This is a genomic window from Kitasatospora sp. NPDC093102, assembly GCF_040683915.1.
In the GTDB taxonomy this organism is placed as follows: domain Bacteria; phylum Actinomycetota; class Actinomycetes; order Streptomycetales; family Streptomycetaceae; genus Kitasatospora.
Genome location: NZ_JBFBFA010000040.1, coordinates 1 through 25,296, shown reverse-complemented (window position 1 = coordinate 25,296; position 25,296 = coordinate 1). Strand labels below are relative to the sequence as shown.

At 72.4% G+C, this 25,296-nt stretch carries 18 protein-coding genes; 10 read left to right on the top strand and 8 right to left on the bottom strand.

Annotated features, from left to right (window positions below):
* Nucleotides 1–40: 40 nt before the first annotated feature.
* Both AB0O11_RS31740 and AB0O11_RS31735 read left to right on the top strand, forming a co-directional pair.
* Entirely contained in the window at nt 41–421 is a 381-nt protein-coding gene (locus AB0O11_RS31740; RefSeq protein WP_363393892.1) for a hypothetical protein, read from the top strand.
* Between the two features lie 167 nt (nt 422–588).
* The gene (locus tag AB0O11_RS31735; RefSeq protein ID WP_363393890.1) at nt 589–3,045 is read left to right on the top strand and encodes a DUF6185 family protein; all 2,457 of its coding nucleotides are present in this window, start codon (nt 589–591) and stop codon (nt 3,043–3,045) included.
* A 144-nt stretch (nt 3,046–3,189) separates the two neighbouring features.
* Here the strand turns inward: AB0O11_RS31735 and AB0O11_RS31730 are convergent, their stop codons facing one another.
* From AB0O11_RS31730 to AB0O11_RS31710, 5 genes are all read right to left on the bottom strand, one after another.
* Nucleotides 3,190–4,026: a GDSL-type esterase/lipase family protein gene (locus tag AB0O11_RS31730; protein WP_363393888.1), complete on the bottom strand. Its 837-nt coding sequence runs from the start codon at nt 4,024–4,026 to the stop codon at nt 3,190–3,192.
* 1 nt (nt 4,027) lies between these two features.
* Nucleotides 4,028–4,372: a hypothetical protein gene (locus tag AB0O11_RS31725; protein ID WP_363393886.1), complete on the bottom strand. Its 345-nt coding sequence runs from the start codon at nt 4,370–4,372 to the stop codon at nt 4,028–4,030.
* Nucleotides 4,373–4,495: 123 nt separating this feature from the next.
* Nucleotides 4,496–5,098 carry an acyltransferase gene (locus tag AB0O11_RS31720; protein WP_363393979.1) on the bottom strand — a complete coding sequence of 201 codons (603 nt, stop codon included), beginning with the start codon at nt 5,096–5,098 and terminating at the stop codon, nt 4,496–4,498.
* Nucleotides 5,099–5,409: 311 nt separating this feature from the next.
* Nucleotides 5,410–6,480 carry a CU044_5270 family protein gene (locus AB0O11_RS31715; RefSeq protein WP_363393884.1) on the bottom strand — a complete coding sequence of 357 codons (1,071 nt, stop codon included), beginning with the start codon at nt 6,478–6,480 and terminating at the stop codon, nt 5,410–5,412.
* A complete protein-coding gene (locus AB0O11_RS31710) occupies nt 6,477–7,106 on the bottom strand; it encodes an RNA polymerase sigma factor (protein ID WP_363393882.1) in 630 nt (209 codons plus the stop codon). Before AB0O11_RS31710 ends, AB0O11_RS31715 begins: the two co-directional genes overlap by 4 nt.
* A 982-nt stretch (nt 7,107–8,088) precedes the next feature.
* Here AB0O11_RS31710 and AB0O11_RS31705 point away from each other — a divergent pair.
* Nucleotides 8,089–13,056, top strand: coding sequence for an amino acid adenylation domain-containing protein (locus tag AB0O11_RS31705; protein WP_363393880.1), 4,968 nt, complete (start codon nt 8,089–8,091; stop codon nt 13,054–13,056).
* A gap of 103 nt (nt 13,057–13,159) precedes the next feature.
* Nucleotides 13,160–18,691 carry an amino acid adenylation domain-containing protein gene (locus AB0O11_RS31700; protein ID WP_363393878.1) on the top strand — a complete coding sequence of 1,844 codons (5,532 nt, stop codon included), beginning with the start codon at nt 13,160–13,162 and terminating at the stop codon, nt 18,689–18,691.
* A 64-nt stretch (nt 18,692–18,755) separates the two neighbouring features.
* On the opposite strand, the gene AB0O11_RS31695 is transcribed toward AB0O11_RS31700, so the two are convergent.
* Nucleotides 18,756–18,989 (bottom strand): hypothetical protein, encoded by a 234-nt coding sequence (locus tag AB0O11_RS31695; RefSeq protein ID WP_363393876.1) that lies wholly within the window; start codon nt 18,987–18,989, stop codon nt 18,756–18,758.
* A 248-nt stretch (nt 18,990–19,237) separates the two neighbouring features.
* On the opposite strand from AB0O11_RS31695, the gene AB0O11_RS31690 reads away from it, so the two are divergent.
* The 5 genes from AB0O11_RS31690 to AB0O11_RS31670 all read left to right on the top strand — a co-directional run bounded on the left by AB0O11_RS31690 (nt 19,238) and on the right by AB0O11_RS31670 (nt 21,910).
* Entirely contained in the window at nt 19,238–19,381 is a 144-nt protein-coding gene (locus AB0O11_RS31690) for a hypothetical protein (RefSeq protein ID WP_363393875.1), read from the top strand.
* Between the two features lie 271 nt (nt 19,382–19,652).
* Nucleotides 19,653–20,504, top strand: a complete 852-nt coding sequence (locus tag AB0O11_RS31685; protein WP_363393977.1) for a DUF3626 domain-containing protein — start codon at nt 19,653–19,655, stop codon at nt 20,502–20,504.
* Between the two features lie 93 nt (nt 20,505–20,597).
* The gene (locus AB0O11_RS31680) at nt 20,598–20,918 is read left to right on the top strand and encodes a hypothetical protein (protein ID WP_363393873.1); all 321 of its coding nucleotides are present in this window, start codon (nt 20,598–20,600) and stop codon (nt 20,916–20,918) included.
* Nucleotides 20,915–21,676, top strand: a complete 762-nt coding sequence (locus AB0O11_RS31675) for an SDR family oxidoreductase (protein ID WP_363393871.1) — start codon at nt 20,915–20,917, stop codon at nt 21,674–21,676. Before AB0O11_RS31680 ends, AB0O11_RS31675 begins: the two co-directional genes overlap by 4 nt.
* A gap of 93 nt (nt 21,677–21,769) precedes the next feature.
* Nucleotides 21,770–21,910 carry a hypothetical protein gene (locus tag AB0O11_RS31670; RefSeq protein ID WP_363393869.1) on the top strand — a complete coding sequence of 47 codons (141 nt, stop codon included), beginning with the start codon at nt 21,770–21,772 and terminating at the stop codon, nt 21,908–21,910.
* 475 nt (nt 21,911–22,385) lie between these two features.
* Here AB0O11_RS31670 and AB0O11_RS31665 read toward each other — a convergent pair whose 3' ends face one another.
* Nucleotides 22,386–23,177 (bottom strand): DUF2785 domain-containing protein, encoded by a 792-nt coding sequence (locus AB0O11_RS31665; protein ID WP_363393867.1) that lies wholly within the window; start codon nt 23,175–23,177, stop codon nt 22,386–22,388.
* Between the two features lie 324 nt (nt 23,178–23,501).
* Nucleotides 23,502–24,254: a nucleotidyltransferase gene (locus AB0O11_RS31660; protein ID WP_363393975.1), complete on the bottom strand. Its 753-nt coding sequence runs from the start codon at nt 24,252–24,254 to the stop codon at nt 23,502–23,504.
* 424 nt (nt 24,255–24,678) lie between these two features.
* Between AB0O11_RS31660 and AB0O11_RS31655 the strand changes: the two genes are divergently transcribed.
* Entirely contained in the window at nt 24,679–25,206 is a 528-nt protein-coding gene (locus AB0O11_RS31655) for a GNAT family protein (protein ID WP_363393865.1), read from the top strand.
* Nucleotides 25,207–25,296: the final 90 nt, after the last annotated feature.

The following is a 25,296-nucleotide window of genomic DNA, read 5'->3' as shown; positions in this document are numbered from 1 at the left end:
CGCTTCCGAAAGCCACTCAGATGACATTGAGGAGCACTCCATGGGAAATCCGACGGCCACTCCCGGGCAGCCACTTCCGAAGTTCGAGGAGGCCAAGGGACTGGGTCCGCAGGACAGCCAGTTCGTGCGCGATCTAGTGGATGTGCTGGAAAAGCACGGAAATCTCGACCGTTTCGGCCTGTGCCTGCTGCACGAGCACTTTCCCGTCGCGTGCGACGAGGTCCTGGTCGAGACCCATGACCTCGCGGCACGCACGCTCCAGATCCGGGTCGACAAGGCGGACGCGACCGGTCACACCAAGCCCTCGCAGTGGCGGTTCGTGAAGACCGGACGCGGCAGCGATGAGGTCGAGAGCCACGCCTACCACGTGATCCTGCAGTGCAGTCCGATCAGCGGGTGCCCGGGGAGCACACCGCGTTGAAGAACGAGGATGGCGGCGAGGTGAACACGAACACCTCGCCGCCGTCGCACGGTTGCAGCTCAGGAGTCCGCAGCACCGCGGTGTACCGGTGGGGACCGTGCGCCGTGCCGTTGCTGGTTCTCCTGATTTTCTGGGGTGGACAGTCCGCCCGAGCGGATTCCCCGTCCGTGAGCGACTGCCATGCGGAGCAGTTGACTGCGGCCCAGGTGGACGTCGAACTCAGACTCGCCAACCACACCCACAACACGGCCGAGGGCCGCGGAGTCATGACCGTCCGCGTACCCAGGTCCTGGCAGTACGCCGATGGCCTGCTGCTGCAGAAGAGTTCTGTTGCCTACCGCGACGCGATGCACTGCCTCCTGCGCGACGAGCAGGAGTCGGGGCGGCCCCCGGAGCAGTACCTGCGCCCGTACGAGTGGCGCTCGTCCAACCCGGCGGTGAGCACCGAGCCTGGCGTGGTCAAGGTCGAGTACCCAACGATCTTCTGGTTCGACCATGGCGGCACGTTCCTCGTCGGGCCGTGGGAAGTCGATGTGCAGCCCGGCCAGTGGGACCTGTCCCTCGTTCCGCCGACGGCTCTGGCGGGGGCCCGCTGGAACTCGGTCATGGTCGACCTGGGCGGCCTGGAGGCATCCAGCGTGGCGCCCGATCCCTCGACCGCCGGCAACGGGAGCATGGCGTGGCTCGACCCCGACCCGCCTCAGGGGCCGAGCCCCTTGCTGACGGTTCGGGTGGCTCCCCCATGGCAACGCGCATGGGCGGCGGTCAGCAGCAACAATGCGCCGTTGCTCGTCAGCAACAAGATCGGGCAGGCCACCTGGTGGGTGGTCATCTCCGCCGTCGTCACGGTGGCCGCTCTGCGAGCCCGCCGCCGGCCGGTCCACGCCGAGGCCACCGTGCTCGAGATCCGCAGCAGCACGGTCCTGCTGCAGTGGGGTGTGGTCAGCGCCGTCATCATCCTGACGTTCCTGCTACCGCAGTACGCGCTCCTCGACCAACCTCGGATGATCCTGATCGGGATTCTGGTCGGCTGGGCGTTGACGGTCACCGCCCGTCCGAAGTGGTCGGTGCTGCTGGCCGCCTCGCTGGTGGCGGCGGCCGGCGCCCTGGTAGCCACCTGGCCGTCCCTGTTCGGTCTCCCCCAGAACCTCTCCTTCTCCGGAACCGGGCCCGTCCACGGCTTCGCCCCACTGGTGGCCATGACCGCGGCGCTCCTGTGGCTGTGGCTGACCGGCCTGGCGCTGTGGATCTGGCGGCTCGCGTGTGAGGGCGGGCTGATCCGGCCACCGACGCCACCCTTTCGGCTGCGCCGCGTCGGATCGGGACTTGCCGTGGTCACCCTCCTTCTGCTGGGGTGGCAGTGGTGGACCCAGGCCCGCGGGTGGGAGCGGGCCAGCTGGCTGAGCGACCGGGCGGTGCCGGAGTACGGTTGGCTGCACCGGTCCTTCCTGAACGGGCGTCTGGTGTCCTACGCGACCCAGATCCCCTCATGGTGCGCCTCCTGGACCTGGGTGCTGACCGGCATGGCCATCGTGGCCCTGCTCCGGGCCAGGGACTTGGCGTTCCCCGTGCCGCTCGCGTATCCCACCCGGCTGGACCGCCTCCTGCTCGCCGTGTTCTTCGCCGTCGTGGTCGCCTACCACCAGGGCTCGTTCGCGGGCAGCCAGGCCGCGGCTGTCCTCTGGCTCGTCCTGGACATCGCCGGGGTCTACGCCCTGTTGGCGGTCGGGAAGCGGTGGGCGGTCCTGGCCCATCACCTTGAGGGAAGCGGGGACACTCCGAGGCTGAGCGAAGCGATCACGGAGGCGAGCCGCTCCGGCCTCATCGCGCGTGCCCGCCGCTACCGGGAGCTGACCGACGAGCTCCGTGACATGGGGAAGGGTGAGGGAGCCGCGGGCCGACATGCGGCGGAGAAGGAACGGCACGCGATGGAACGGGAGCTGAGCGGGCTGCACCGCTGGCGATCGCCGACCGGAGCCGCCGGCACGGCACGGGCCTGGCTACCCGGCCAGTACACGATCATGGACGTCGCCCTGAGCTGGGGCCCACACGCCAGGTGGTGGGAGAACGCTCGCCGGGCCGCCCTGTTGGCGGCCGCCTTCGGTCTTCCGGGCACTCTCGTCATTCTCTGGTTCTCCTACCGGGCGGAGCAGGCTCAGTGGATGTACACCGCGCAGGACTCCTTCGGGGCACCCAACATGGTCAGGCTGTTCTTGACCTTGGAGCTCGCCTCGGCAGGCGCGGGCCTGGTACTGGGAGGGCTCTGGCGCCTGCTGCCCGGACGCCGCGGGCCGGCACGCGCCTTGAGCCTGGTCGCCGTCTACACCCTGCTGATCGTCATGGGGACCCTGGGCGACCTCATCACCGACCAGCCGCTCGGCAACGTGGCCATCGCCACCTGCCAAATGCTTCTGGTGCTGACCCTCACCGGCCTCGCCATGGACGCGGACACCTTCCAGGCCGAGCGGCGTCTGTGGCCCAGCCGCTTCGGACTGCTGCTCTGGATCTACCAGCTCCGGGGTTTCTCCGCACAGATCGCCTATGTACTGGCTCAGTTGGGCGCACTGATCGTGATCGCGAAGTTCTTCATCGGACCCGACGTCCGGAGCATGAAGCCGCCCTGAATTGACAACTCGCGCGGACGGACGGTGCAAGACCTCAACGGAGTACTCCGGACGGGCAGCCGTCGCTGGAGCAGGAAGTCGTCCCACCGCCGCGCGCATGCGCAGCGGCTCAGCCGCGAGGCTGAGGGGAACCCCCCTCGTTCCCTACGAGGGGGAGGAAGCCAACAGAGTGAACAGGTCGGGGTCGATCGTCCGGGCCATGGCGTGGTGTCCGGCGTCGTTGGGGTGGAGGTGGTCGCCGGAGTCGTAGTCGGGCCGGATGCGGGTGGGATCGGTCGGGTCTCTGAGCGCGGCGTCGAAGTCGATGACACCGTCGAAGAGCTGACCCTGGCGGATCGCATCATTGACGGTTCGCCGGCAGAGTTCGCCGGCGGTCTCGTAGCGTCCGAAGCCGCCGTAGGGCGGGATGGTCGTGCCGATGACCTTGACGTCCTTGGCGTGGGCCTTGGCGACGAAGGACCGCAGTCCGGCGATGATCGCGGCCGGATCGTACTGGTGGGGGGTCTGTTGGATGTCGTTGATGACGTCCGTGAGCACGATGGTGCCCGCTCCGGGAACGGCGAGGGCGTCCCTGTCCTCGCGGGTCAGGGCGCTGGGCATGGTGGGGCCGTTGTCGGTGAGCAGCCTGGTGGCGCCGATGCTGGCGTTGACCACCTGGTCCGGCCGGCCGTCCTGCTGCAGGCGGTGGGCGAGTTCGCTGGGCCAGGATGCGTCGGGTGAGGCCTTGTAGCCGCCGGAGACGGAGGCCCCGATGACGACGATGGACTTCGCGGCCGCCGCGTCGGGCTTCGGAGCAGGGACGGCGGAAGCCGAGGCCGTGGTCGAAGGATGCTGGGCGGGTGTGCGAGCCTGGGCCGTCGGCCCGTCGGCGGGTGTCCGCGGCGGCGGGGTCGAGGCCGGGGTGTCGCAGCCGGCCAGGGCGGCCTGCGTGGCAACAACGACAACGAGCACACCCGCGCGCATCCGCAGCGTGGTCGGCATGTCAGTCCCTTCTTCCCGATTGGCTGGGCAAGCGGGTGTGTGCGGCCATGGAGTGGCGCGATGCGGTTCGTGATCGGAGCAGTAGTCGTCGGCCGGGGCGTTCGACGCCGGCGTACAGGGCCCAGGCAAGAGTGAGCGAGAGGGCGAAGACCGCTGCCGTGATGGCAAGGGCGGGGACGGTGGCGAGGTGGGGCTGGTCGCCGAACAGGGCTTCGCCGGTGCGCATGACCAGGATGTGGATCATGTAGAAGGCGAAGGACCACTCGCCGAGCCGCACCAGGTACGGGTGGCGCCAGAACGAGGGGGTGCCGGTGAGGTCGGCCCTGGCGGCAGCGGGGATGAGCATGGCCAGGCCGAGCACGGTGCATGCGGCGTAGCCGTATTCGCCCGGGAGCTGGGCGACGAGGAAGTAGCCGATCAGCGTGGCCGCCAGGGCGACATCGAGTCCGGGGCCGCGCCAGGTGCCGGTCTAGACCAGGAGGCCGAGCGTGACGCCGAGAACGAATTCCGGGAGCCGGGGGAGCGGGGAGGAGTAGAGCGTCCAGCCGAGGGCGTAGTGGGTGTTCGCCCATGGCAGCAGCACGAGGAGCGTGCCTGCGGCCAGGGCGGTGGCGGCGAGGGCGCGGGTGGGCAGGCGGCGCAGGCCCGCGTACAGGACGGGGAAGGCGGCGTAGAAGAAGGCCTCGCAGACCAGGGACCAGCTGACCGGGTTCAGGGCCTGCCACCACTCGGGCTTCCAGGAGCTGACCAGCAGCAGGTTCGCCGCCGCCTCCCGGGCACCTCCGGGCCGAAGCCCGGGAACCAGGCAGTAGGCCAGCACCAGCGCGATGACCGCGGTGACCAGGTGGACCGGGTAGATCCGGGCCAGGCGCCGCCGCCAGAAAGTGCGGGCCCGCTCCCCGGGCAGGGCGGACCAGGCCAGCACGAACCCGGACAGGATGAAGAAGAACGACACCCCCACGGCGCCGGCCCCGAATGCCCAGTTCACCAGGCGGCCGCTCCGGCCCTGCCCGAAGTAGCCGAAGTTGCGGACGTGGTGGACGAAGACCGTGAACGCGGCCACCCAGCGCATCCCGGTCAGCGACGGCAGCTGGCCACCGCCGGGCCGCTGCGGAGTTCTCGGGGTTGGCTGTGGGTGTGTTCGCTGTGCTGTCAGGGCCATCGGGGGCACCGTCCGGCGGGTGGTGGCTGCGCCTGTGAGGGCAGGCAATAGGAACTCCTGTCATGAGGGGGTGCGGGTCACGAGCGCGGGAGCGGCAGCTCGGGACGGGTGCCTCGGCGGACGGCCGACAGGTCCGGGACCGTCGGCCGCCCCCTGTGAGACGGAGGGTCGTGCGCGTCCGGGTCGGGGAGAACGCGGGAGGGCGGCAGCCGGCGGGTGGTCTACCGCGTGGGGGCGGGCTGAGTGTCGGCCGCCAGGTAGACGGTGTAGGAGATCACCGAGGGGATCGGGATGCCGAGCTTGCCGGCGGTCTTGGTGAGCACCTCTTCGTTGTCGAGGATCCGCCCGCTGGCCGGGTCGACGATCAGGGTCTGCCGGGCGGGCAGGCCGCCGTGGTCCCTGTCGAGGGAGAACGCCTTGCCGGTGCGGCCGGCCCGGTCGGTGGTGGTGCCCTGATAGCTGAGACCGGGCACATCGGCCAGCACCCGCAGGACGGCGGCCCGCTCCGGGGCGGAGAGGACGCGCTCGTGCAGCAGGTCGTTGACCGCCACCAGCGTTTCGGCCGGGCCGTTCTCGATCGGGTGGCCCTGTGCGAGCCAGGTCTTCAGCGCCTTCACATCGGTCGGCGGGCGGCCCTCCCACATCCGGGCCCGGGGGCCGGCGGGCTCGTCGTTGACCTCCGGCTTGCCGGGGCCGGTGGGCCGGCCCAGGTCCTTCCAGTGCTTGCGGGACTCCTCGGTGGGGAATTCGGGTGCGTCGGAGCGGCTGGTGGCGTGCGCGGTGCCGTCCGGGTCGACCCACAGTTCTGATTCCGTCGGCACGACGGCGGATGCGGTCTTCGCCCCGGCGACGGTGTTGAGGTTCCAGCTGCGGCTCTCGAGGTGCTCGGTGCCGTGCACGGTGGTGTCCGGCCGGCGGGCGGCGGTGTCCGCGAGCTCATTGAGGATCTTTGCCGCGTCCTGGGTCGGGGCGTCCTGGACATAGGTCAGCAGCTCCGGGGTGGCGGCCGCGGCCGGGGTGCTGCTGGTCCCCGGCAGGAGGACGGTCACGCCAAGGGTGAGCGCCCCCACCGCGGCGGCGGTGCCGGCCAGGGCGAGTCCCCGCCGGCGCGGCACCGGGGCCAGGAGTCTGCTGCTCGTCCTCTTGCCGTCCTGGCGGGCCATCTGCAGCCAACTGCTCATCAGGTGTTCCTCACGCTGGTGCCGGCGGCCGGGCGGGAAGTCCCGCTCGGCGGGCACCGGCAGCATCCGGCGCAGCGCCCGCAGGTCGCTGTCGTCGTGGCCTGACGTCATCGCGGCTTCCTTTTTTCTGACCGGACCGCACTGTTGCGGTCACCTGTTAGCTGCCAGGCTGCGGGCGCGGGTTCCCTGTTCGCGTGGAGATTTTTCTCGGTGAGCTTGTCCAGACGGCGGCGGGCACGCGAGAGCCGGGAGCGCACCGTGCCGACGGCCACCCCGAGGGCCTCGGCCGAGGCGGCATAATCCAGACCGGCCCACACGCACAGCGCCAGGATCTCCCGGTCGGCCCGGGGCAGTTGCTCCAGCACCTGGCGCATCGCGTGGATCTTCTCCTGGTCCTCCAGGCGGCCGACCAACTCGTCGGCGAAATCCGACAGGAGCTCCGGCGGGGGCAACCTGTCCAGCAGGGCCTGGTGGCGGCGGGCGACCCGGCGCCTGCGGTGGACCACGTTCGTGGCGATGCCCAGCAGCCACGGCAGCAGGCCGCCGCCGTCCGGCTGGACCTTGGAGCGCAGCCGCCAGGCCTCCAGAAACACCAGCGAGGTGCAGTCCTCCGCTGCCGACCAGTCGCCGGTCAGCCGGAAGCAGTGGTTGTACACGGCGGAGGCGTGCTCACGGAACAAGACGCCGAAGGCGCCCTCGTCACCGGCCCGCAGCCGGGCCCGAAATCCTGGATCCATACCTGGCTCTGCCATATCCGCACACCCGAGTTCCCGTGACCCCGCTCACACCGGCAAGAGACCGCCCTGGCCGGCCACCGCTGATCGAGCCGGTCGTCCGGAGCGTCGTGTCGGCGGTCGCGGTGCTCGACCAGGTCGTGCGGGGCGCGGGGGAGGAGCCGCAGCTGCGGCGCCGGAACGGTGGTGCGGTAGGTGACGCGGGGCGTGTACGGGGCGTCGGCGGCCGGGCCCCAGGACCAGATGTGCCAGGACCGCTCGTCGGCGTGGCCGGGCGGACGGAGCAGCTGGGAGGCCGGGGCAGGAGCGAGCGGTTGATGCGGCGGTGGAGGACGGGGCGCACCAGGCGGCCGAGCCCGGGGTGCAGAGGGTGAGGTGTTCCCGGCGGGTGGCGGTGACCAGGAGTTCGCGCGGGTCGAGGCCGCCGCCGGGGGAGAGGGGCGGGCCGACAGACGATCTCGGCCGGCACCGGGCCCTCGTCGGCCCCGGGACCGGGCTCGGGGACGAGGCGGGGCAGGCGGCGAAGGAAGCGTCCGGCGGCCGATCCTGCCTCCTGGGCCGCATGCCGGCCCATGGCCGGAGCGAGGTGCCCGCGCCGGTGCTGCAGCACGGCGAGGTGGACCTCGGCCGTACGCGGCGGAATGCCGTCGCCGTGGTGGGCGAGCGCCTCCACCGTCCGTTCGGTCAGCGCGACCGTGTGCAGGCCACAGGGGTCGCCTCGACCTAGCTGACGGGGTGTCGAAAGAGAACGTAGCGGTCCACGCCGTCCCTGCCAAGGCGGCTGACAATCCGTATGAGATCGCTAACGAACCGTCACTCTCGCACACCGCCGATCGGCGTGGCGGAGGGGATCTTTCCGGCATATCGAACGAGTGACGGAAATGTGCTGGTGATCCGTAGATCTTTACCCCACCATCTCCCAGGGCACACCGCCCATTTCTCGCCGACCACAAGTCGATGCAGCAGCAGCCCTCAGGAGAGAGTGATGAGTTCGACGGGACTTCCCCCGCTGGATCCGGCCGCGCCGCTGGCCGCCCTGGTTACCGCACAGGTCAGACGGACTCCGGACGCCACCGCCGTGATCGACGGCACGCGCCGGCTGACCTACCGTGAACTGGACGCCGCGGCCGACGCGATGGCGGGCCGACTGGCCGCCGCCGGTGTCCGGGCCGAGACGCTGGTCGGAGTCTGCCTACCGCGAACGGCGGACCTGGTGGTCAGCCTGCTGGCGGTCCTGCGGGCCGGCGGCGCGTACGTGCCGCTCGACCCGGCGTACCCGCGCGACCGCCTCGAACTGGTCGTCGGCGACGCGCAGGCCCCCGTCGTGGTCACCGACCGCGCCCACGAGCACCTGCTGAACGGTGCCGGCGCCACCCTCCTGTACGTCGACGGGCAGAGCCCCTCCGCTCCGCTCGACCCGGCCGCCGAGCGCCCCACCACCGGCGAAGCCGCCACCGACGCGCTCGCCTACGTGCTCTACACCTCCGGCTCCACCGGCCGCCCCAAGGGCGTCTCGGTCACCCAGCGCGGCGTCAACGCCATGCTCCGCTGGGCCGCCGGCACCTACACCGCCGCCGACCTCGCCGGCGTCCTGTTCGGCACCTCCGTCTGCTTCGACATCTCGGTGTACGAGCTGTTCCTCCCGCTCTCCGTCGGCGGCACGATCATCGTCGCGGAGAACGTCCTCGCCCTGCCCGAGCTGCCCGCCCGGGACGAGGTCACCCTGGTCAACACCGTGCCCAGCGCCATGGCGGCGCTGCTGCGCGGCGACGGCCTTCCCGGCGGCGGGGGTCTGCCGGGCACCGTGCGCGTGGTCAACCTGGCCGGCGAGGCCCTGCCCCGCCACCTGGCCGACAAGGTCTACGCCCAGCCCCGGGTCGAGCGCCTCTACAACCTGTACGGGCCCACCGAGGACACCGTCTACTCCACCTGGTCGCTGGTTCCCCGCGACGAGACCGGCGAGCCGGTCATCGGCCGCCCGCTCGACGGCACCCTCGGCCACGTCCTCGACGAGCACCGGATACCCGTGCCCGACGGCGGCATCGGCGAGCTCTACCTCTCCGGCGAGGGCCTGGCCCGCGGCTACCACGGCCGCCCCGACCTCACCGAGGAGCGCTTCGTCCACGTCGACGGCCTGCGCTGCTACCGCACCGGCGACCTGGTCCGCCGCCTGCCCGACGGCGACCTGGAGTACCACGGGCGCGTCGACCACCAGGTGAAGGTCCGCGGCTTCCGCGTCGAGCTCGGCGAGATCGAGGCCGTGCTCGCCACCCACCCCGCCGTCGAGTCCGCCGCCGCAGTCGTCCAGCGCGACGAGGCCGGCGACTACCTGGCCGCCTTCGTCCAGCCCGCCCCCGGCGCGGCCGAACCGACGCCCGCCGAGCTGCGCGCCCACTGCGCCGCCGCCCTGCCCGGCTACATGGTGCCGCTGGCCGTCGCCGTCCTGGCGCAGATGCCGCTCACCCCCAACGGCAAGACCGACCGCAAGGCGCTGCCCCCGGTCGCCCGCAGCCGCGCCGGGCACGAGCTGTTCGTCGCCCCCCGCACCCCCGTCGAGACCCGGATCGCCGAACTCTGGCAGGCCCTGCTCGGCGTCCCCGAGGTCGGCGTCCACGACGTCTTCCTCGACCTCGGCGGCCACTCCCTGCTCGCCGCCGGCCTGCTCGCCCGGATCGAGCGCGAGTTCGGCACCCGGGTGCCGCTCGCCGAGTTCTTCGCCGCCCCGACCATCGCCGCCCTCGCCGTCCGGGTCGCCAACGGCGGCGGCGGCCGGCCCTCCGTCGAGCCGCCCCGGCGCCAGGCCGAACTGCCCGCCCGCGCCACCGACTTCCAGCGCGAACTATGGCTGCACGAGTCCATGCAGCACGACAGCCCGCTCTACAACGTGCCGCTGCGGATCCGCGCCGAGGGCGCCCTCGACCGCGAGGCGTTCGGCCACGCGCTCACCGAGGTCGTCCGCCGCCACGAGGCGCTGCGCACCGCGCTGCGCGGAGCCCCGGCCCCGACCGAGCACGACCCGGTCATCGCCGACGTCCGCCCCCCGTACACCGTCGACGTCCCGCTGCTCGACCTCACCGGGCCCGACGGCGCCGCGCCCGACGAGCAGACGCTCGACGCCGCGCTGCGCGCCGAGGCCGCCCGCCCGCTCGACCTGGTCAACGGCCGGCTGCTGCGCGCCCTCGCCGTGCGCACCGGCGAGAACCGTCACGAACTGCTGCTCACCGTGCACCACGCCGCGATGGACGGCTGGGCCGCCGGACTGCTGCTCGACGAGGTCGCCCGCGCCCACCGCGACGGCGAGCTGCCCGAGCCCGCCCTGCAGCTGTCCGACGTCGCCCGCTGGGAGGAGCGCAACGTCGAGGCCGGCCGCGAGGCCGCCGAGCGCTGGGGCGAGCGGCTGCGAGGCCTCGAGGCCGACCAGCACCTGCCCGGCGACCGCCCGCACCCCAACCCCCAGGACATCGCCGGCCGCCGGATCTCCCGCCGGCTCGACGCCGGCCTCGTCACCGGCGTCGAGAAGTGGGCCGCCCAGGAGGGCGCCAGCCTCTACATGGCGGTGCTCGCCGCGCTCGGCGGGATGCTGCACCGCTACACCGGCCGCACCGACGTCGCCGTGATCAGCCCCTTCGCCGTCCGCCCGGTGCCCGAGCTGGAGACGGTGCTCGGCTCGCTGATCAACACCGTCGCGCTGCGCTTCGACGTGGCCGGCACCGACACCTTCCGCGAGCTGCTCGCCCGGGTCCGCCCGACCGTCCTGGAGGCCGCCGAGCACAGCGGCCACCCGTTCGTCGAGCACGCCCGCCGCTTCGGCGGCTCGGCCGGCCTCACCGCCTCGCCGATCTCCCAGGTGCTGCTCGCCGTCCAGAACCACCCGGTGGCCAGCGTCGAACTGCCCGGCCTGCGCCTGACGTTCGTCGCCGAGGTGTGCAACAGCGCCGCGAAGACCGACCTGTCGCTGTTCCTGGAGTTCCCGGCCGACGGACCGCTGCTGTCCGCCGAGTACCGCACCTCCCGCTACGAGGAGCGGTCCGTGCGCGCCGCGCTCGACCACCTGGTCGCGCTGCTCGGCGCCGCCGTCGCCGAACCCGACCGCCCGCTCGGCGAGCTGGCCATGCTCTCCGCCGCCGAACTCGTGGCCGACGAGCCGGTCAACCGCACCGAGGCGCCGATCCCCGACGCCCGGCTGCACGAGCTGGTCGCCGCCCAGGCCGCCCGCACCCCGGACGCGCCCGCCGTGTCCGCCGCCGACGGCACCCTCGGCTACGCCGAACTCGACGCCGCCGCCAACCGGCTGGCCCACCTGCTGGCCGCCCGCGGCGCGGGCCCCGGCAGCCTGGTCGCCGTCGCCGTCCGGCGCGGCCGGCTGCTGCCCGCCGCCCTGCTCGGCGTGCTGCGCAGCGGCGCCGCCTACCTGCCGCTCGACATCGACCGGCCGCTCGCCCGCAACCGGGGCGTGCTCGACGACGCCGGCGTCACCCTGCTGGTCGCCGAGAGCGCCACCGCCGGCGACGAACTGCTGCACGGGCGCGAGAGCGTCCTGGTGGACGGCCCCGAGCACGCCGCGGCCCCCGCCGAGGCGCCGGCCGTCACCGTCGGCCCGGAGGACCCGGCCTACCTGCTGTACACCTCCGGCTCCACCGGCCGCCCCAAGGGCGTCGCCGTGCCGCACCGCGCGATCGTCAACTTCCTGACCTCGATGGGCCGCGAACCCGGCCTCACCGAGCGGGACGTGATGGCCGCCGTCACCACCGTCACCTTCGACATCGCCGGCCTGGAGCTGTGGCTGCCGCTGGTCACCGGCGCCCGGGTGGAGATCGCCGACCGCGCCACCGCCACCGACGGGGCCGCGCTCGGCGCCTGGATCGACAAGCAGGGCGTCACCCACCTCCAGGCCACCCCCGCCACCTGGCGGATGCTGCTGGAGGCCGGCTGGGCCGGCCGCCCCGGGCTGACCGCCCTGTGCGGCGGCGAGGCGCTCACCGCCGACCTCGCCCGCGCCCTGCTCGGCCGGGTCGGCGCGCTGTGGAACCTGTACGGCCCGACCGAGACCACCGTCTGGTCGACCGTCCAGCAGGTCACCCCGGAACTCGCCGCCCACGGCGGCGTGGTGGCCCTCGGCGCGCCCATCGCCAACACCCGGCTGCACCTGCTCGGCCCCTCCGGGCAGCCCGTCCCGGTCAACGGCATCGGCGAACTCTGCATCGCCGGCGCCGGCGTCGCGCTCGGCTACCACGGCCGGCCCGACCTGACCGCCGAACGGTTCACCGCCGAACCCGGCCGCACCGACGGCGCGCCGATGTACCGCACCGGCGACCTCGCCTGCCGCCGCGCCGACGGCCGCCTGGAGTACCACGGCCGCGTCGACGCCCAGGTCAAGCTCCGCGGCTTCCGCATCGAGCTGGGCGAGATCGAGGCCGCGATCACCGCCGTCCCCGGCGTCACCGCCGGCGCCGCCCGGCTCGTCGAGACCCCGGCTGGCCCGGCCCTGGCCGGCTACGCCGTCGCCCCCGGCCTCACCGAGGACGCACTGCGCACCGCGCTGATCGAGCGGCTGCCCGACTACATGGTGCCCGCCGGCCTCGTGCTGCTCGACGTGCTGCCGCTGACCCCGGCCGGCAAGGTCGACCGGGCCTCGCTGCCCGTGCCGCAGCTCGGCGGCGCCGGCGCCCCGCCCGAGGGCGACTGCGAGGAACTGCTCGCCGACCTGTGGATCGAGGTCCTCAAGGTCGAACGGGTCTCCCGGCACGACGACTTCTTCGCGCTGGGCGGCCACTCGCTGCTCGCCACCCGGCTGCTCGCCCGGATCCGGGACACCTTCGAAACCGAACTGCCTCTGCGGGTCGTCTTCGAGGACCGGACGCTGGCCGCCCTGGCCCGCCGCGTCGAGGAGCGCCTGCTGGAGGAGATCGACGACCTCGACGGCCTCGACGAGACCGCCGGGAGCACGCTGTGACCCACCGCACCGAATCCGGAGCCACCGGCAACACCGGCGGCTCCGGAACCACCGACGCACGCCCGGCCGCCGGCGACACCGGCGCCCGAACGGGGGAGACCGCATGACCGACCAGCCCACCGCCGGGTCCGTCCCGGAACCGGATCCGGCCGCCAGACGGCAGGAACTGCTGCGCCGCCGCCTCGCCAAGGCCAAGGCCGCCAAGGCGGCGGCCGCGGCCGGCGGCACCGACCGCCACAGCATCGCCCCGCGCCCCGAGGGCACCCCGGTGCCGCTCTCCTCGGCCCAGCGCCGGATGTGGTTCCTGGCCCAGTACGAGCCGGACAGCGCCGCCTACCACATCCCGCTCGCCCTGCACCTCGACGGCGAACCCGACGGGGCCGCCCTCGGCGCCGCCCTCACCGACGTCCTCGCCCGGCACGAGGTGCTCCGCACCGTCTACCCGGAGGTCGACGGCGAGGTGCGCCCCGAGGCGCTGCCCGCCGACCGGTTCACCCTCACCACCGCCGACGTCCCCGCCGATCAGGTCGACGCCTGGCTGGAGACAGAGGCCCGCCACCCCTTCGACCTCGCCGCCGACCTGCCGCTGCGCGCCACCCTGCTGCGCACCGGCGACGGCGCCGTGCTCAGCCTGGTGCTGCACCACATCGCGGCCGACGGCTGGTCGATCGGCGTGCTCTTCGGCGACCTCGCGACCGCCTACGGCGCCCGGCGCACCGGCGCCGCCCCGGCGTTCGAGCCGCTGCCCGTCCAGTACGCGGACGTCGCGCACTGGCAGCAGACCGACCTCGCCGCCGAACTCGACCGCCAGCAGGCCTGGTGGCAGGAGCGCCTGCGCGGCGCCACCGCCACCGTCACGGTGCCCGCCGACCGCCCGCGGCCCGCCGTCGCGGGCACCGCGGGCGCCCGGTTCACCGCCGAGCTGGGCGTCGAGCGCAGCCGCCGGATCCGCACCCTCGCCGAACAGACCGGCACCACCGTCTACATGGTGCTGCTGGCCGCCCTGCAGACCGTCCTCGGCCGCTACACCGGCAGCGAGGACGTCACCGTCGGCACCCCGATCGCCGGACGCACCCGCAGCGAGACCGAGCCGCTGGTCGGCTGCTTCGTCAACACCCTGGCGATGCGCACCGACCTCTCCGGCGACCCGACGGTCCGCGAGCTCCTGGAGCGCGTCAAGGACGCCACCCTCGGCGCCTACGGCCACCAGGACCTGCCCTTCGAGCGGCTGATCGACGCGCTCGGCCTGGAGCGCGAACTCGCCCACACCCCGCTGTTCCAGGTGCTGCTCAACGTCCACAACCAGGCCGAGGCCCGCCCCGAGCTGTCCGGACACACCGTCCACTGGCAGCCGATCGGCACCGACACCGCCAAGTTCGACCTGTCGGTGGCCGTCGTCGACACCGGCGGCGAACTCGCCGCCGACCTCGTCTGGCGCACCGAGCTGTACGACGAGGCCACCGTGCGCCGGGTCTTCGGCCACCTCACCACGGTGCTCGACGCGATGGCCGCCGGCCCCGACGGCCCGCTCGCCGACCTTCCCCTGCTCACCCCGTCCGAGCAGCGGCAGCTCGCCGACTGGGACGACGAGAGCCTGCGCGGCTGGGACCTCGACGGCACCCTGCACGGCCTGGTCGAGGAACAGGCCCGCCGCACCCCCGACGCGCCCGCCGTGCGCGGCGCCGACGGCGTGCTCAGCTACGCCGAACTCGACCGGCGCGCCAACGCGCTGGCCCACCGGCTGCGCGCGCACGGCGTCGGCCCGGACCGCCCGGTCGGCCTGCTGGTCGAGCGCTCCGCCGCCCTGGTGGTCGGCATGCTCGGCATCCTCAAGACCGGCGGCGCCTACCTGCCGCTCGACCCGGTCTACCCGGACGGGCGCATCCACGCCCTGCTCGACGCCTCCGGGGCCGCCGCCGTCGTCACCACCGACGACCTGCGCGACCGGCTCACCGGCGACCTCCCGGTGGTCGTCCCGGACGGCGAGGAGCGCGCCGACGCGCCCGAGGCGGACGTCCGCCCCGAGCACCTCTGCTACCTCATCTTCACCTCCGGCTCCACCGGCGCGCCCAAGGGCGTCGCCGTCGAGCACCGCAACTACCGCAACTACCTGCACGGCCTGCGCGAGCGGATCGGCGGCGACCAGCAGGGCTGGAACTGGGCACTGGTCTCCACCTTCGCCGCCGACCTGGGCACCACCAACGTGTTCGGCGCGCTCACCGGCGGCGGCTGCCTGCACCTGCTGACCCGCGACCAGGCCACCGACCCGGACGCCTTCGCCGCCTACGCGGCCGAGCACCGGATCGACGCCATGAAGCTGGTCCCCAGCCACCTGGAGGGCCTGGCCGCGCACGGCACCGGACTCGGCGCGATCCTCCCCGCCCGGCTGCTGATCTGCGCCGGCGAGGCGCTGCGGCCCGACCTGGTGGCCCGGATCCGCGCCGCCCGGCCCGACCTGCTGCTGCACAACCACTACGGGCCCACCGAGACCACCGTCTCGATGCTCGGCATGCCGGTGCCCGCCGACCTCGGCGACGCGGCCACCGCGCCGCTCGGCCGGCCGTTCGGCAACGTCCGCACCCACCTCCTGGACGCCCGCCGGCGCCCCGTCCCGCTCGGCGTCCCCGGCGAGCTGTACGTCTCCGGCGGCGGCGTCGCCCGCGGCTACCTCGGCCGCGACGACCTCACCGCCGAGCGCTTCCTGGAGGTGGAGGGCCGCCGCGCCTACCGCACCGGCGACCTGGTCCGCCGCCGCCCCGACGGCGCCATCGAGTTCCTCGGCCGGATCGACCACCAGGTCAAGATCCGCGGCTTCCGGGTCGAGATCGGCGAGGTCGAGGCCGAGCTGACCGCCCGCCCCGAGGTGCGCGAGGCCGTCGTGGTCGCCCGAGGCGAGGGCGCCGCCCGCTCCCTGGCCGGCTACCTGGTGCCCGCCGACCCGGCCGCCGCGCCCGACCCGGGCGAGCTGCGCGCCGCGCTGCGCACCCGGCTGCCGGACTACATGGTCCCGGCCGCGCTGGTCGTCCTGGACGCCCTGCCGCTGAACGCCAACGGCAAGGTCGACCGGGCCGCCCTGCCCGAGCCGGTCGCCGCCCAGCCGGTCTCCGGCGGCGGCGAGCTGACCACCGACACCGAGCACGCGGTGGCCGAGGTCTACCGCCAGGTGCTGGAGACCGAGGAGATCGGCGCGGCCGACGACTTCTTCGCGCTCGGCGGTGACTCCTTCTCCGCCGTGCGGGCCGTACGCCTGATCGGTGACGGCCTGTCGGTCATCGACCTGTTCCAGCACCCCACGGTCCGCGAGCTCGCCGCGCTGATCGACGCCCGCGCCGGCGGCAGCGCCGACGAGGGCCCGCGCACCCTGCTGCACAAACTCACCCGCGGCAACGCCCCGGCCGAGATCAACGTGGTCTGCGTCCCCTACGGCGGCGGCAGCCCGATCACCTTCCAGCCGCTCGCCGACGCGCTCCCGGCCGGCCACCGGCTCTACGCCGTCGAGCTGCCCGGCCACGACCCGAGCCGACCCGACGACGAGCTCGCCGAACTCGCCACGCTCGCCGACACCCTGACCGCCCAGGTGCTGGAGAAGGTCGACGGCCCGGTGCTGCTCTACGGCCACTGCCTGGGCGGGGCGCTCGCCACCGCCCTCGGCTCCCGGCTGGAGGCGGCCGGCGTCGACCTGCGCGGCCTCGCCCTCGGCGGCACCTTCCCCGCCGCCCGGCTGCCCGGCCGCTTCGCCGAGTGGATGGCGCGCCGGATGCCGGGCGACCGGGTGCTGTCCAACCGCGGCTACCTCGAGTACCTGCGCGCCATGGGCGGCTTCACCGACGTCTACGACCAGGCCGAGCAGGACTTCCTGGTCCGGGCGCTGCGCCACGACGTCCGGCAGGCCGAGGACTTCTACACCCGCGCCTACGGGGACGAGCGGCCGGAGAAGATCGACGCCCCGATCCTGTGCGTGGTCGGCGAGAAGGACCGCGCCACCCAGCTCTACGAGGAGCGGTACGCCGAGTGGGAGCACTTCGGCGACACCGTCGAGCTCGCGGTCGTGCCGCGCGCCGGGCACTACTTCCTCAAGCACCAGGCCGACGAACTCGCCCGGGTGCTGGCGGAGTTCGCCGCCACCGGGGCGATATCCACCCCGGCCGCGGTCAAGCGCCCGGCCGCCCGGGCCGAGCTGGGCATCTTCGCCAAGGTGGCGATCGGCCAGTTCGTCTCGATGATCGGCACCAGCCTCTCCACCTTCGCGCTCGGCGTCTGGGTCTACCAGCAGACCAACTCGGCCTTCGACTTCGCGATGATCTCGTTCATCGCGGTGCTGCCGGCCGTCCTGCTGCTGCCGGTCGCCGGTGCGCTCGCCGACCGGGTCGACCGGCGCAAGATCATGATCATCACGGACACCGTGGCCGCCGCCGGCATGCTCGGCCTCGGCGTACTGCTCTGGGCCGACCTCCTCGAGATCTGGCACATCTACGTGGTGGCCTGCATCGGTTCCACCTGTGGAGCCTTCCAACGGCCCGCCTACCTCGCCTCGATCACCCAACTGGTGCCCAAGCGCTACCTCGGACAGGCCAACGGCCTCGCCCAGCTCGGCACCGGCGCCGGCGACATGATGGCCATCCTGGCGGGCGGCGTGCTGGTCACGCTGATCGGCCTGCACGGCGTCGTGCTGTTCGACATGGTCACCTTCCTCACCGGCGTCACCTGCCTGCTGCTGGTCCGCTTCCCGGACGCCATGTTCGACAAGCAGGAGGAGCCGCTCTGGCGGGAGGTCGTCACCGGCTGGCGGTACATCGCGCGCCGGCACAGCCTGGTCGCCATGGTGGTCTTCTTCGTGGTGTTCAACTACCTGTTCGCCGTCGCCACCGTGCTGGTCACCCCGATGGTGCTGGCCGGCGGCACGCCGATACAGCTCAGTGTCATCACCGCCCTCGGCGGCCTCGGCGCCATGGTCGGCGCCCTGGTCATGGGGCTCTGGGGCGGCACGCGCCGCCGCACCGTCGGCATGATCGGCTTCACCTCGGTGGTCGGCCTCGCCGCCGTCCTCGCCGGCAGCCGCCCCGAGACCGCGCTCACCGCCTGCGGACTCTTCGTCCTCTGGGCGGCCATGATGATCCTCAACTCGCACTGGATGGCGCTGATCCAGACCAAGGTCGGGATGGAGCTCCAGGGCCGCGTCCTGGCGACCAACCAGATGCTCGCCATGTCGATGATGCCGCTCGGCTTCCTCACCGCGGGCCCGCTCTCCGACCACGTCTTCGAGCCGCTGATGCGCCCCGGCGGCGCGCTCGCCGACTCGGTCGGGCTGGTGCTCGGCACCGGACCGGGCCGCGGCGCCGGACTGCTGCTCGTGGTGGTCGGCCTGGTGCTCTTCGTCTGGGGCCTGCTCGGCCTCGCCTACCGGCCGCTGCGCCTGCTGGAGGACATCCTCCCCGACGCGCTGCCGGACGCCGAGATCGGCGACAAGGACGCCATCCAGGCCGAGGCCGACCGGCAGCTCGCCCTCGCCGAGGACGCCCGCAAGGGCCGCCGCGCTGCGGGCGCCGTCCGGGTGCCGCACCTGTCCGGCAAGCCCGAACCGGTCGAGGACGACGGCCCCGCCGACCGGGTGCACGCCTCCACCGGCCGCCGGTAGACGGTCCCACCGCAACGACCGGCGCCCCCGTCCCCTCACTGCGAGGGGGCGGGGGCGCCGGTCGTCAGCACGTTGTCAGCACGTCGTCGACGTTCCCACTGCTCTGGCAGTGCACGGCGGTGAGCAGCACGCGCTTGTTGTCGACCCGGCCGGGGACACCGGTGGTGCAGCGGGAGTTGTCGCCGACGGTGAGGTCGGCTCCGGCGTACCAGGGCGGGGCGTCGCTGGTACGGCTGCCCCGGGTGAGGGTTTCGGGAGATTCGGTCTGCGCGTGGACGGGCGGCCGGCTGCGGATCACCGATGCGGCTGTCGGAGTGCCTTCCGGATGTATCGCGTGCGAGAGACGCGCGCTGAGGGGTACGTCGTCTTGCACGAAATGACCTCGGGACCCGTGAGGAGACCAGCGTGTACGCGGCAGTGCGGCGGTACGAAGGGGTGACCGATCCCGCGGAGGCGGGACGTCGAGTGGCCGAGGGATTCGTGCCTCTCCTTCGCCAGGTGCCCGGATTCGTAGCCTATTACTGGGTTGATGCCGGGGATGGAGTGATGGTCTCCACCAGTGTCTTCGAAGACCAGGCCGGGGCCGAGGAGTCGGCCCGGAGGGCGGCGGGCTTCGTGCGGGACAACCTCGCGACACTGCTTCCCGACCCACCCCAGGTCATGGCCGGCCAGGTTGTGGCCGCTGGATAGCGAACCTCCGCAGCGGCTCTTCACGGAACTGCGGGCAGAACCAGATGCAGAGGGCCTCGTCATCAAGGTCGCCGTTCAGCGGCGGGAGGCATCAGCCGGCGACTGGACCGCCTACGCTGCCGCCGTCAGTGGCCGCACTTGCCCGTGACCTCTCTGTGCCGATCCTCCCACCCCTTCCAGCGCCGTGAACAGCAGGTCACCTCGGTGGCCGTCCGGGCCCCCAAGGCCAATCCAGGTGCACCAGTTGATCAGGTTCGGGCACACTGCGCTGGTGAACGCTCATACAGCTCCGTCTCCGCAGGAACAGGCAATCCGTCATGTCGCGTCGCTGTCATCCGGGCCCCCGGTCGACCCCGCGCTGCGAGTGACCCTGAACTTCCACCCGGACCGCACGATGCGTGGTCGGCCGATCCTGCTCGCACTGGCCGAGGACGGTGTCTACCACTCGCAGTTCGTCACGGGAACAAGCAACGGCGGCTTGACGGCCCACCCCGGCGGTGACCGGTGGCGGTGGGAGAGCCGGATCTTCGGGGGCGCGTATGACCGTGCGCCTGCGCACGAGCGGCCTGTCTACGGTGCGCTGGACTTCCGGCGCAGGCCGCTCGGCGGGGCGCCCCGGTTCGGCTCCGCGCACTTTCGGCTGACTGCCGAGGTCCTTCCACGAGCCACGTTCTGCTACCCGGACAGCGTCTTCGAACCGTCGGCCTTCGGTGTCGCGGCCGGCATGTCCCTCATAGAGCTGGCTGAGGCCGATGACCAGGACGCGCTCGACGACTACATCGAGGCACAGGTACACGGGCCACTCGTCCTGGACCGCGATGTCGAGGCATTGGTCCTGGACCCGAGCTTCCGAGGAACGGCGGTGGAAGCCGCAGCCCGCCGCCTGCCGTGCCCGCTCGAATGGCACCCAGGACTCAGGCTTTCGGTCGAAGAGCTCGGACGCCACCCGGACTACCGCGGACAGGAGTACGTCGACCTGGGAGCCGAGATCGCCGTCGACGGCTACCTCGATCCCCGGATCGTCGGAGACGCCGCACGCACCGGACTCCATGACCAGCAGGCGCTCAAGAAGGTCTGGCACTGTCTGGCGCGCTTCGGGGCGCCCGAGGCACGCAACGCCTGATCAGGCAGGCGTTCGGAGAGCGACTTCATGAACAGTGCCCTGCACAGGGCACTGGCCCCGGCATTCGCCGGGACGTGATGAGGAAGGACCCCGGTGGTGGACGGCAAACTCGGCCACCGCCGGCACCTGCGCGTCTTCCCCGGCGGCCGGCCCGGCCGCCCGATCGGCGCCCGGGCCACGGGCGAACGGCTCCGCGAACTCGGCATCCGCCTGGCGCGGACCCGTTCGACCGCCCTGTTCCAGCCCGCCACCGAACTGCCCGCTGCCGTCCTCGCCCGCACCCCCGGCATCCCCATCGCCGTCGCCGTCACGTGGCAACGGGCCGCAGCCGGGGACCGGGCCGCCTGCGCCGCCGACGTCGGCCGCCGCACTCCACCGCACCATCCGGTCCACGAACCAGGAGTACCGAGATGAGATTCGACAACCACCGCGTGGTCATCACCGCCGCCGGCCGCGATTTCGGCCGCACCCTGGCCATCCGACTCGCGGACCTCGGTGCCGAGGTCTTCCTCTCCGCGCGCACTCTCGCTGCCGCCGAGCGTGTCCGCGACGAGATTCGAGGCCGAGGGCACCAGCAGGTCCATGCCTTCGCCTGCGACCTGACGGACCCGGCCTCGATCCGCGACTTCGCTGCCGACGTCGGCCGGCACACCGGCCGCATCGACGTGCTGATCAACAACGGCTCCCGCTACCTCCATGGACCAGACCTCCAATCCGCCTCCGACGCCGACGTCGTCGACACCATCGCCTCCGGCGCCACCGGGACCGTTCTGACCGTGAAGAACTTCCTGCCCCTCCTCCTCGGCTCGGAGAAGCCGGATGTGGTGAACATGGTCTCCGCCTGCGGAACGGCCGGTCATCACCGCTCGGAAGCGCACGACGCCTTCTACGCGGCCAAGAGCGCCCAGGCAGGGTTCGCCGAGATCCTCTCCAAGCGGCTGCGGCCCCAGGGGGTCCGGGTGATCTCCCTCTACCCGCCGGACTTCGACAACCCTGATCCGCTTGCCGAGGAATGGGAGAACACACCGCGCGAGGCCAAGGACGCACTCACCGCGCAGTCGCTCGTGGAGTGCATCCTCTTCGCCGTCGCCCAGCCACGCGACTGCTTCATCAAGGCGTTCCACTTCGAACAGGTCCGACCGGCTCCTGACACGTCCACGCACGACGACTGACGCCGGGGTCCGGGGCGGCGCATGGGCCCCGGGCCGAGGACATTCAGACAGTTCCAGTACCCGAGCGCACCATTGCACGTCCAGCAGGCGAGGGTGGACGTCACCCGCATCGTGCTCGGCTGCGAGATCGGCGACTTGCTGATTCCCGAGCCGGAAAAGGTCTCCCGCCCCGGCAGGAGCCGGCGCGGGAGACGAGCGCTCTCGGAGCAGGCCGCTGAACGGCTGTTCCAGTGAAGCCCGTCCGGCGGGGATCACGTCATCGGCGAGGGTGAGCATGCCGTCACGGCGGAGTCAGCAGCCGGGGCCGATCGGCGCGGACGCCGTCAGGGCGAGCGCAGCGATCCGCAGCTCGGCATCCCATCCCTGATCTTCGGAGGGTATCCCCGGCTTCAGTCGGGGAGGGAATCCGATTCCTGGGATCGGCGGCGCGGAGCGCCGCCGCGTCCCTGCGCAGCGGGACGCTCGTGGGGTGTTTTGTCAGTGGTGTGTGGCATGTTGATTGCGGCGGCGGTGGAGGGGGTGGGTTGTGTTGATTCGTGCGTACAAGTTCTTGCTGCGGCCCACTGTGGGCCAGCAGCAGGCACTGACGGAGATGTTGCGGGATCACTCCAGCTCACGCCGGTCGCCTTGAGGTGGCGGCCGGTGTGCGCGATCAGCGCCATCCCCGTCGTCCCTGGAGGGCCTGCCCGGCCGGACCGGGGGCCGTCGGTCAGCGTCGGACGATCCGGTCGAGGACGGTGGCGATGCCGGACTTGACCGCGTCGCGGTGGTGGAGGGGTTCCGCGGGCAGTTCGCTGGTGGGGCGCACGCCCCGGTCGGCGAGGATGTAGAGCAGGCGCAGGGTGCGCAGGCAGTTGCTGATGTGGGCGGGTACCGGGGTGCTGATGCGGTCGGCCCCGAAGCGGTCGGCGATCGGATCCAGCCAGCCGACGGCGTCGCGTTCGCTCAGGTCGGTGCGGGTGAGGACCCGGGCGATCGCCCGGGCCAGGCGGTCGTCCTCCAGCTGGTTGTAGACGTGGTCGGTGGGCGCCGTCAGCCGAGCGGCGGCGAGGTCCAGCATCCGCACCGGCGCCACCTCGGGGTGGCAGCCGAAGCCTGCGAGCAGGTCCGCGCCGTGCGCCACCGCGTGAAGCCAGCCGAGCGTCTCGTCGTGGCCGCGCAGATCCTGTTCCGCCGGGTACCAGTGCTCGAACGCGTCCACCCAGCCGGCCTTGAGGTCCCCCGCGGCCACCAGCATGGCGAGCACGAGGGGCGCGAAGGTGCGGGCCTCGACTCGCGGGTCGGTGAACCGGGTGGCCATCTCGTCCCCCAGCTCCAGCCGCCGGGACGTCCCGATGGTCCCGCGGGCGATCCAGGTCGCGAGGACGGTGTAGGGCGCGCCGTCCCGGACCAGTGGATCGGGATCTGCCAGGGCACGGGACAGCTCGCGGACGAGGTCGTCCATGGGGCGGTCGGCGGGCACGGCACAGTCGGCGGCCTCGACGCTCTTCCAGTCGATCATGACGGGCAGAATAGGTCCTTGCCGTGCCGTGCGCCTCCGAATTATGTCCAGGCATCCACCTCGACCGGGTCGACTTCCCGACCGGGCTGAGCAGGTCTGGCATCTGTATCACCGTGCCCGCCGAAGCCGGAGCACTGGTCACGCTGCGCCCTCCTGGCGAGCTCGCGTGTTCAACTCTCCCAGGTTCTCCACGGCGGTGGTCCGGATCGCGACCTCGTGCAAGATCGAAAAAGGAATGTCGGCACGCTTCTCGTGCCGGCTGGCCGGCCGGCCGGTGACGACGAACCGATGGCGGTATCGGCGGTCACCAGCGCATGTGCTTCGTCAGAGGGAGGCAGCGACGACCTGGTCGATCGCGGGCCCGAGGAAGGCGAGCGTCAGTTCTGCCCGTCGGTTGATCCACTGCTGGTCGGCGGGGCCGGGAGTGCCGTAGCGACGCTGCCTGATGTCGTCCACGACGTCCGTGGGGGCGCCCAGTCCGGCGAGTACGTCGAGGGCCTCGGCCTTGGTGATCAGTCTGCCGTCCTGCAAGGTCACTGTTGCCCTGGCCAGGGTCAGCAGGCCGAGGTCGACCCAGATGTCGTGCGTCCACCGGCCCGGGTGGTCCAGGGCCGGCCGCCAGAAGTTCTGGAGGTCCTTGACGATGAAATCAGCGAGTTCCCCGTCGGTCACCAGTGGCAGGATCTCGGTCGGTGGCCGACCGTGCAGGACGAGTCCGAAGTCGTGCAGTTCACGCCTGGTCACTGGTGTGACCGGTCGGTGCATGAGCTCCTCGTGGGCCCACGTGAGGTGTGAGCGTGCGGGATCGTCCAACGCGGTGACGGCGGGGTAGCTGCAATGCAGCCTCGATGCGAGGGGGATGGCCCTGCCCAGGGCCTCGTGCATCTCGCCGAGTTGCTGGTGCTCGGCTGCCGTGCACGGCCGGCCGAGGAGAGCGATCAGGTCGAGGTCGCTACGGCCCGGCTGGTAGTCACCTCCGGCAAGTGACCCGTGTGCCCATACCGAGACCAGTGGCACAACCGGCCGGAGGGCGCTGACGAAACGGTCGATGAGATGCCCGGTGATCTGATCGGCCATGAGGACGCCGCCCACCGCTCGATCGGCCGCCCCCGGATCCTGGTCATGGAGGCGGCGCAGCGTGCCGCCCAACTCCTGGGCGGCTGCCGCGACCGCCGCCCGCGACTGGTTCACATCGCTCACGACAGGGACAACGAAACGGCCGAGCCGCGGTTCCCGATCGAGGGGGATGATCCCCGAGCCCCCGGCCCCGTCCCCTCGGGACCGCCGCGCCGCGTTCGAGGAGATCCTCGCCGCCCAACTCGCCCACATCGAAGCCGCAATCTGCCCGGGCCAGGTCCTGTCCGGAGTCCAGATCACGAATGCGGTGCGATGCCGCGAAGCCAGGTCGTGGGGGACCGGCCGGCGGGCGTAGGGCGCGGCCGCACGGGGACCGTTGCCTAGGCTGGCCGTCTCATCCGGCGCACAGCGACGAGGTCAGCCCATGTACAGCAGTACCAGGATCCGCCTGATCGAGCCCACCGACGCCGCCCCGATCGCAGCGCATCGGGTGCGGGACGTCGAGGCCTTTCGGCCATGGGAGCCGGTCCAGCCGGACGACTTCTTCACCCCGGAGGGCCAGGCGGAGCGGATCGACAGGCTGCTGGCCGGATACCGGGCCGGCACGGTCTGGCCGGGCGTGGTACTCGCCGACGACCGGGTGATCGGGCAGGTCACCGTCGGAGGCATCCTGCCACAGCCGCACCTGCGCCGCGGCTCCGTCGGATACTGGATCGCCAGTGTCGCCCAGAATCAAGGCCACGCCGGGCGCGCCGTTGGGCTCGTCCTCCAAGTGATGACCGACGAACTCGGGCTGCACCGCGCCGAGGCGTCCACCAGTCTGGAGAATCTGCCGTCGCAGCGGGTGCTGCGTCGCAGCGGGTTCAGCCCGTACGGCGTCGCGCACTCCTCGATCTTTCTCGACGGGCGCTGGCGGGACGGGCTGCTGTGGGAGCGGCTCCTCGGCGACTAGGCCGTGTCCTGCCGATCAGTTGAGTCGTTGATACGACTATGGGGAGTAGGGGTGATCTGACTGACGGCCAGTGGGAGCGGCTTCGGCCGC

Excerpts from the sequence above, each read along its gene's own strand:
- AB0O11_RS31740 (WP_363393892.1), top strand. The coding sequence starts at position 41 with ATGGGAAATCCGACGGCCACTCCCGGGCAGCCACTTCCGAAGTTCGAG.
- AB0O11_RS31730 (WP_363393888.1), bottom strand. The coding sequence starts at position 4,026 with ATGCCGACCACGCTGCGGATGCGCGCGGGTGTGCTCGTTGTCGTTGTT.
- AB0O11_RS31725 (WP_363393886.1), bottom strand. The coding sequence starts at position 4,372 with ATGCTCATCCCCGCTGCCGCCAGGGCCGACCTCACCGGCACCCCCTCG.
- AB0O11_RS31720 (WP_363393979.1), bottom strand. The coding sequence starts at position 5,098 with ATGCGCTGGGTGGCCGCGTTCACGGTCTTCGTCCACCACGTCCGCAAC.
- AB0O11_RS31715 (WP_363393884.1), bottom strand. The coding sequence starts at position 6,480 with ATGACGTCAGGCCACGACGACAGCGACCTGCGGGCGCTGCGCCGGATG.
- AB0O11_RS31710 (WP_363393882.1), bottom strand. The coding sequence starts at position 7,106 with ATGGATCCAGGATTTCGGGCCCGGCTGCGGGCCGGTGACGAGGGCGCC.
- AB0O11_RS31705 (WP_363393880.1), top strand. The coding sequence starts at position 8,089 with ATGAGTTCGACGGGACTTCCCCCGCTGGATCCGGCCGCGCCGCTGGCC.
- AB0O11_RS31700 (WP_363393878.1), top strand. The coding sequence starts at position 13,160 with ATGACCGACCAGCCCACCGCCGGGTCCGTCCCGGAACCGGATCCGGCC.
- AB0O11_RS31690 (WP_363393875.1), top strand. The coding sequence starts at position 19,238 with ATGGTCTCCACCAGTGTCTTCGAAGACCAGGCCGGGGCCGAGGAGTCG.
- AB0O11_RS31675 (WP_363393871.1), top strand. The coding sequence starts at position 20,915 with ATGAGATTCGACAACCACCGCGTGGTCATCACCGCCGCCGGCCGCGAT.
- AB0O11_RS31665 (WP_363393867.1), bottom strand. The coding sequence starts at position 23,177 with ATGATCGACTGGAAGAGCGTCGAGGCCGCCGACTGTGCCGTGCCCGCC.
- AB0O11_RS31660 (WP_363393975.1), bottom strand. The coding sequence starts at position 24,254 with ATGGCCGATCAGATCACCGGGCATCTCATCGACCGTTTCGTCAGCGCC.
- AB0O11_RS31655 (WP_363393865.1), top strand. The coding sequence starts at position 24,679 with ATGTACAGCAGTACCAGGATCCGCCTGATCGAGCCCACCGACGCCGCC.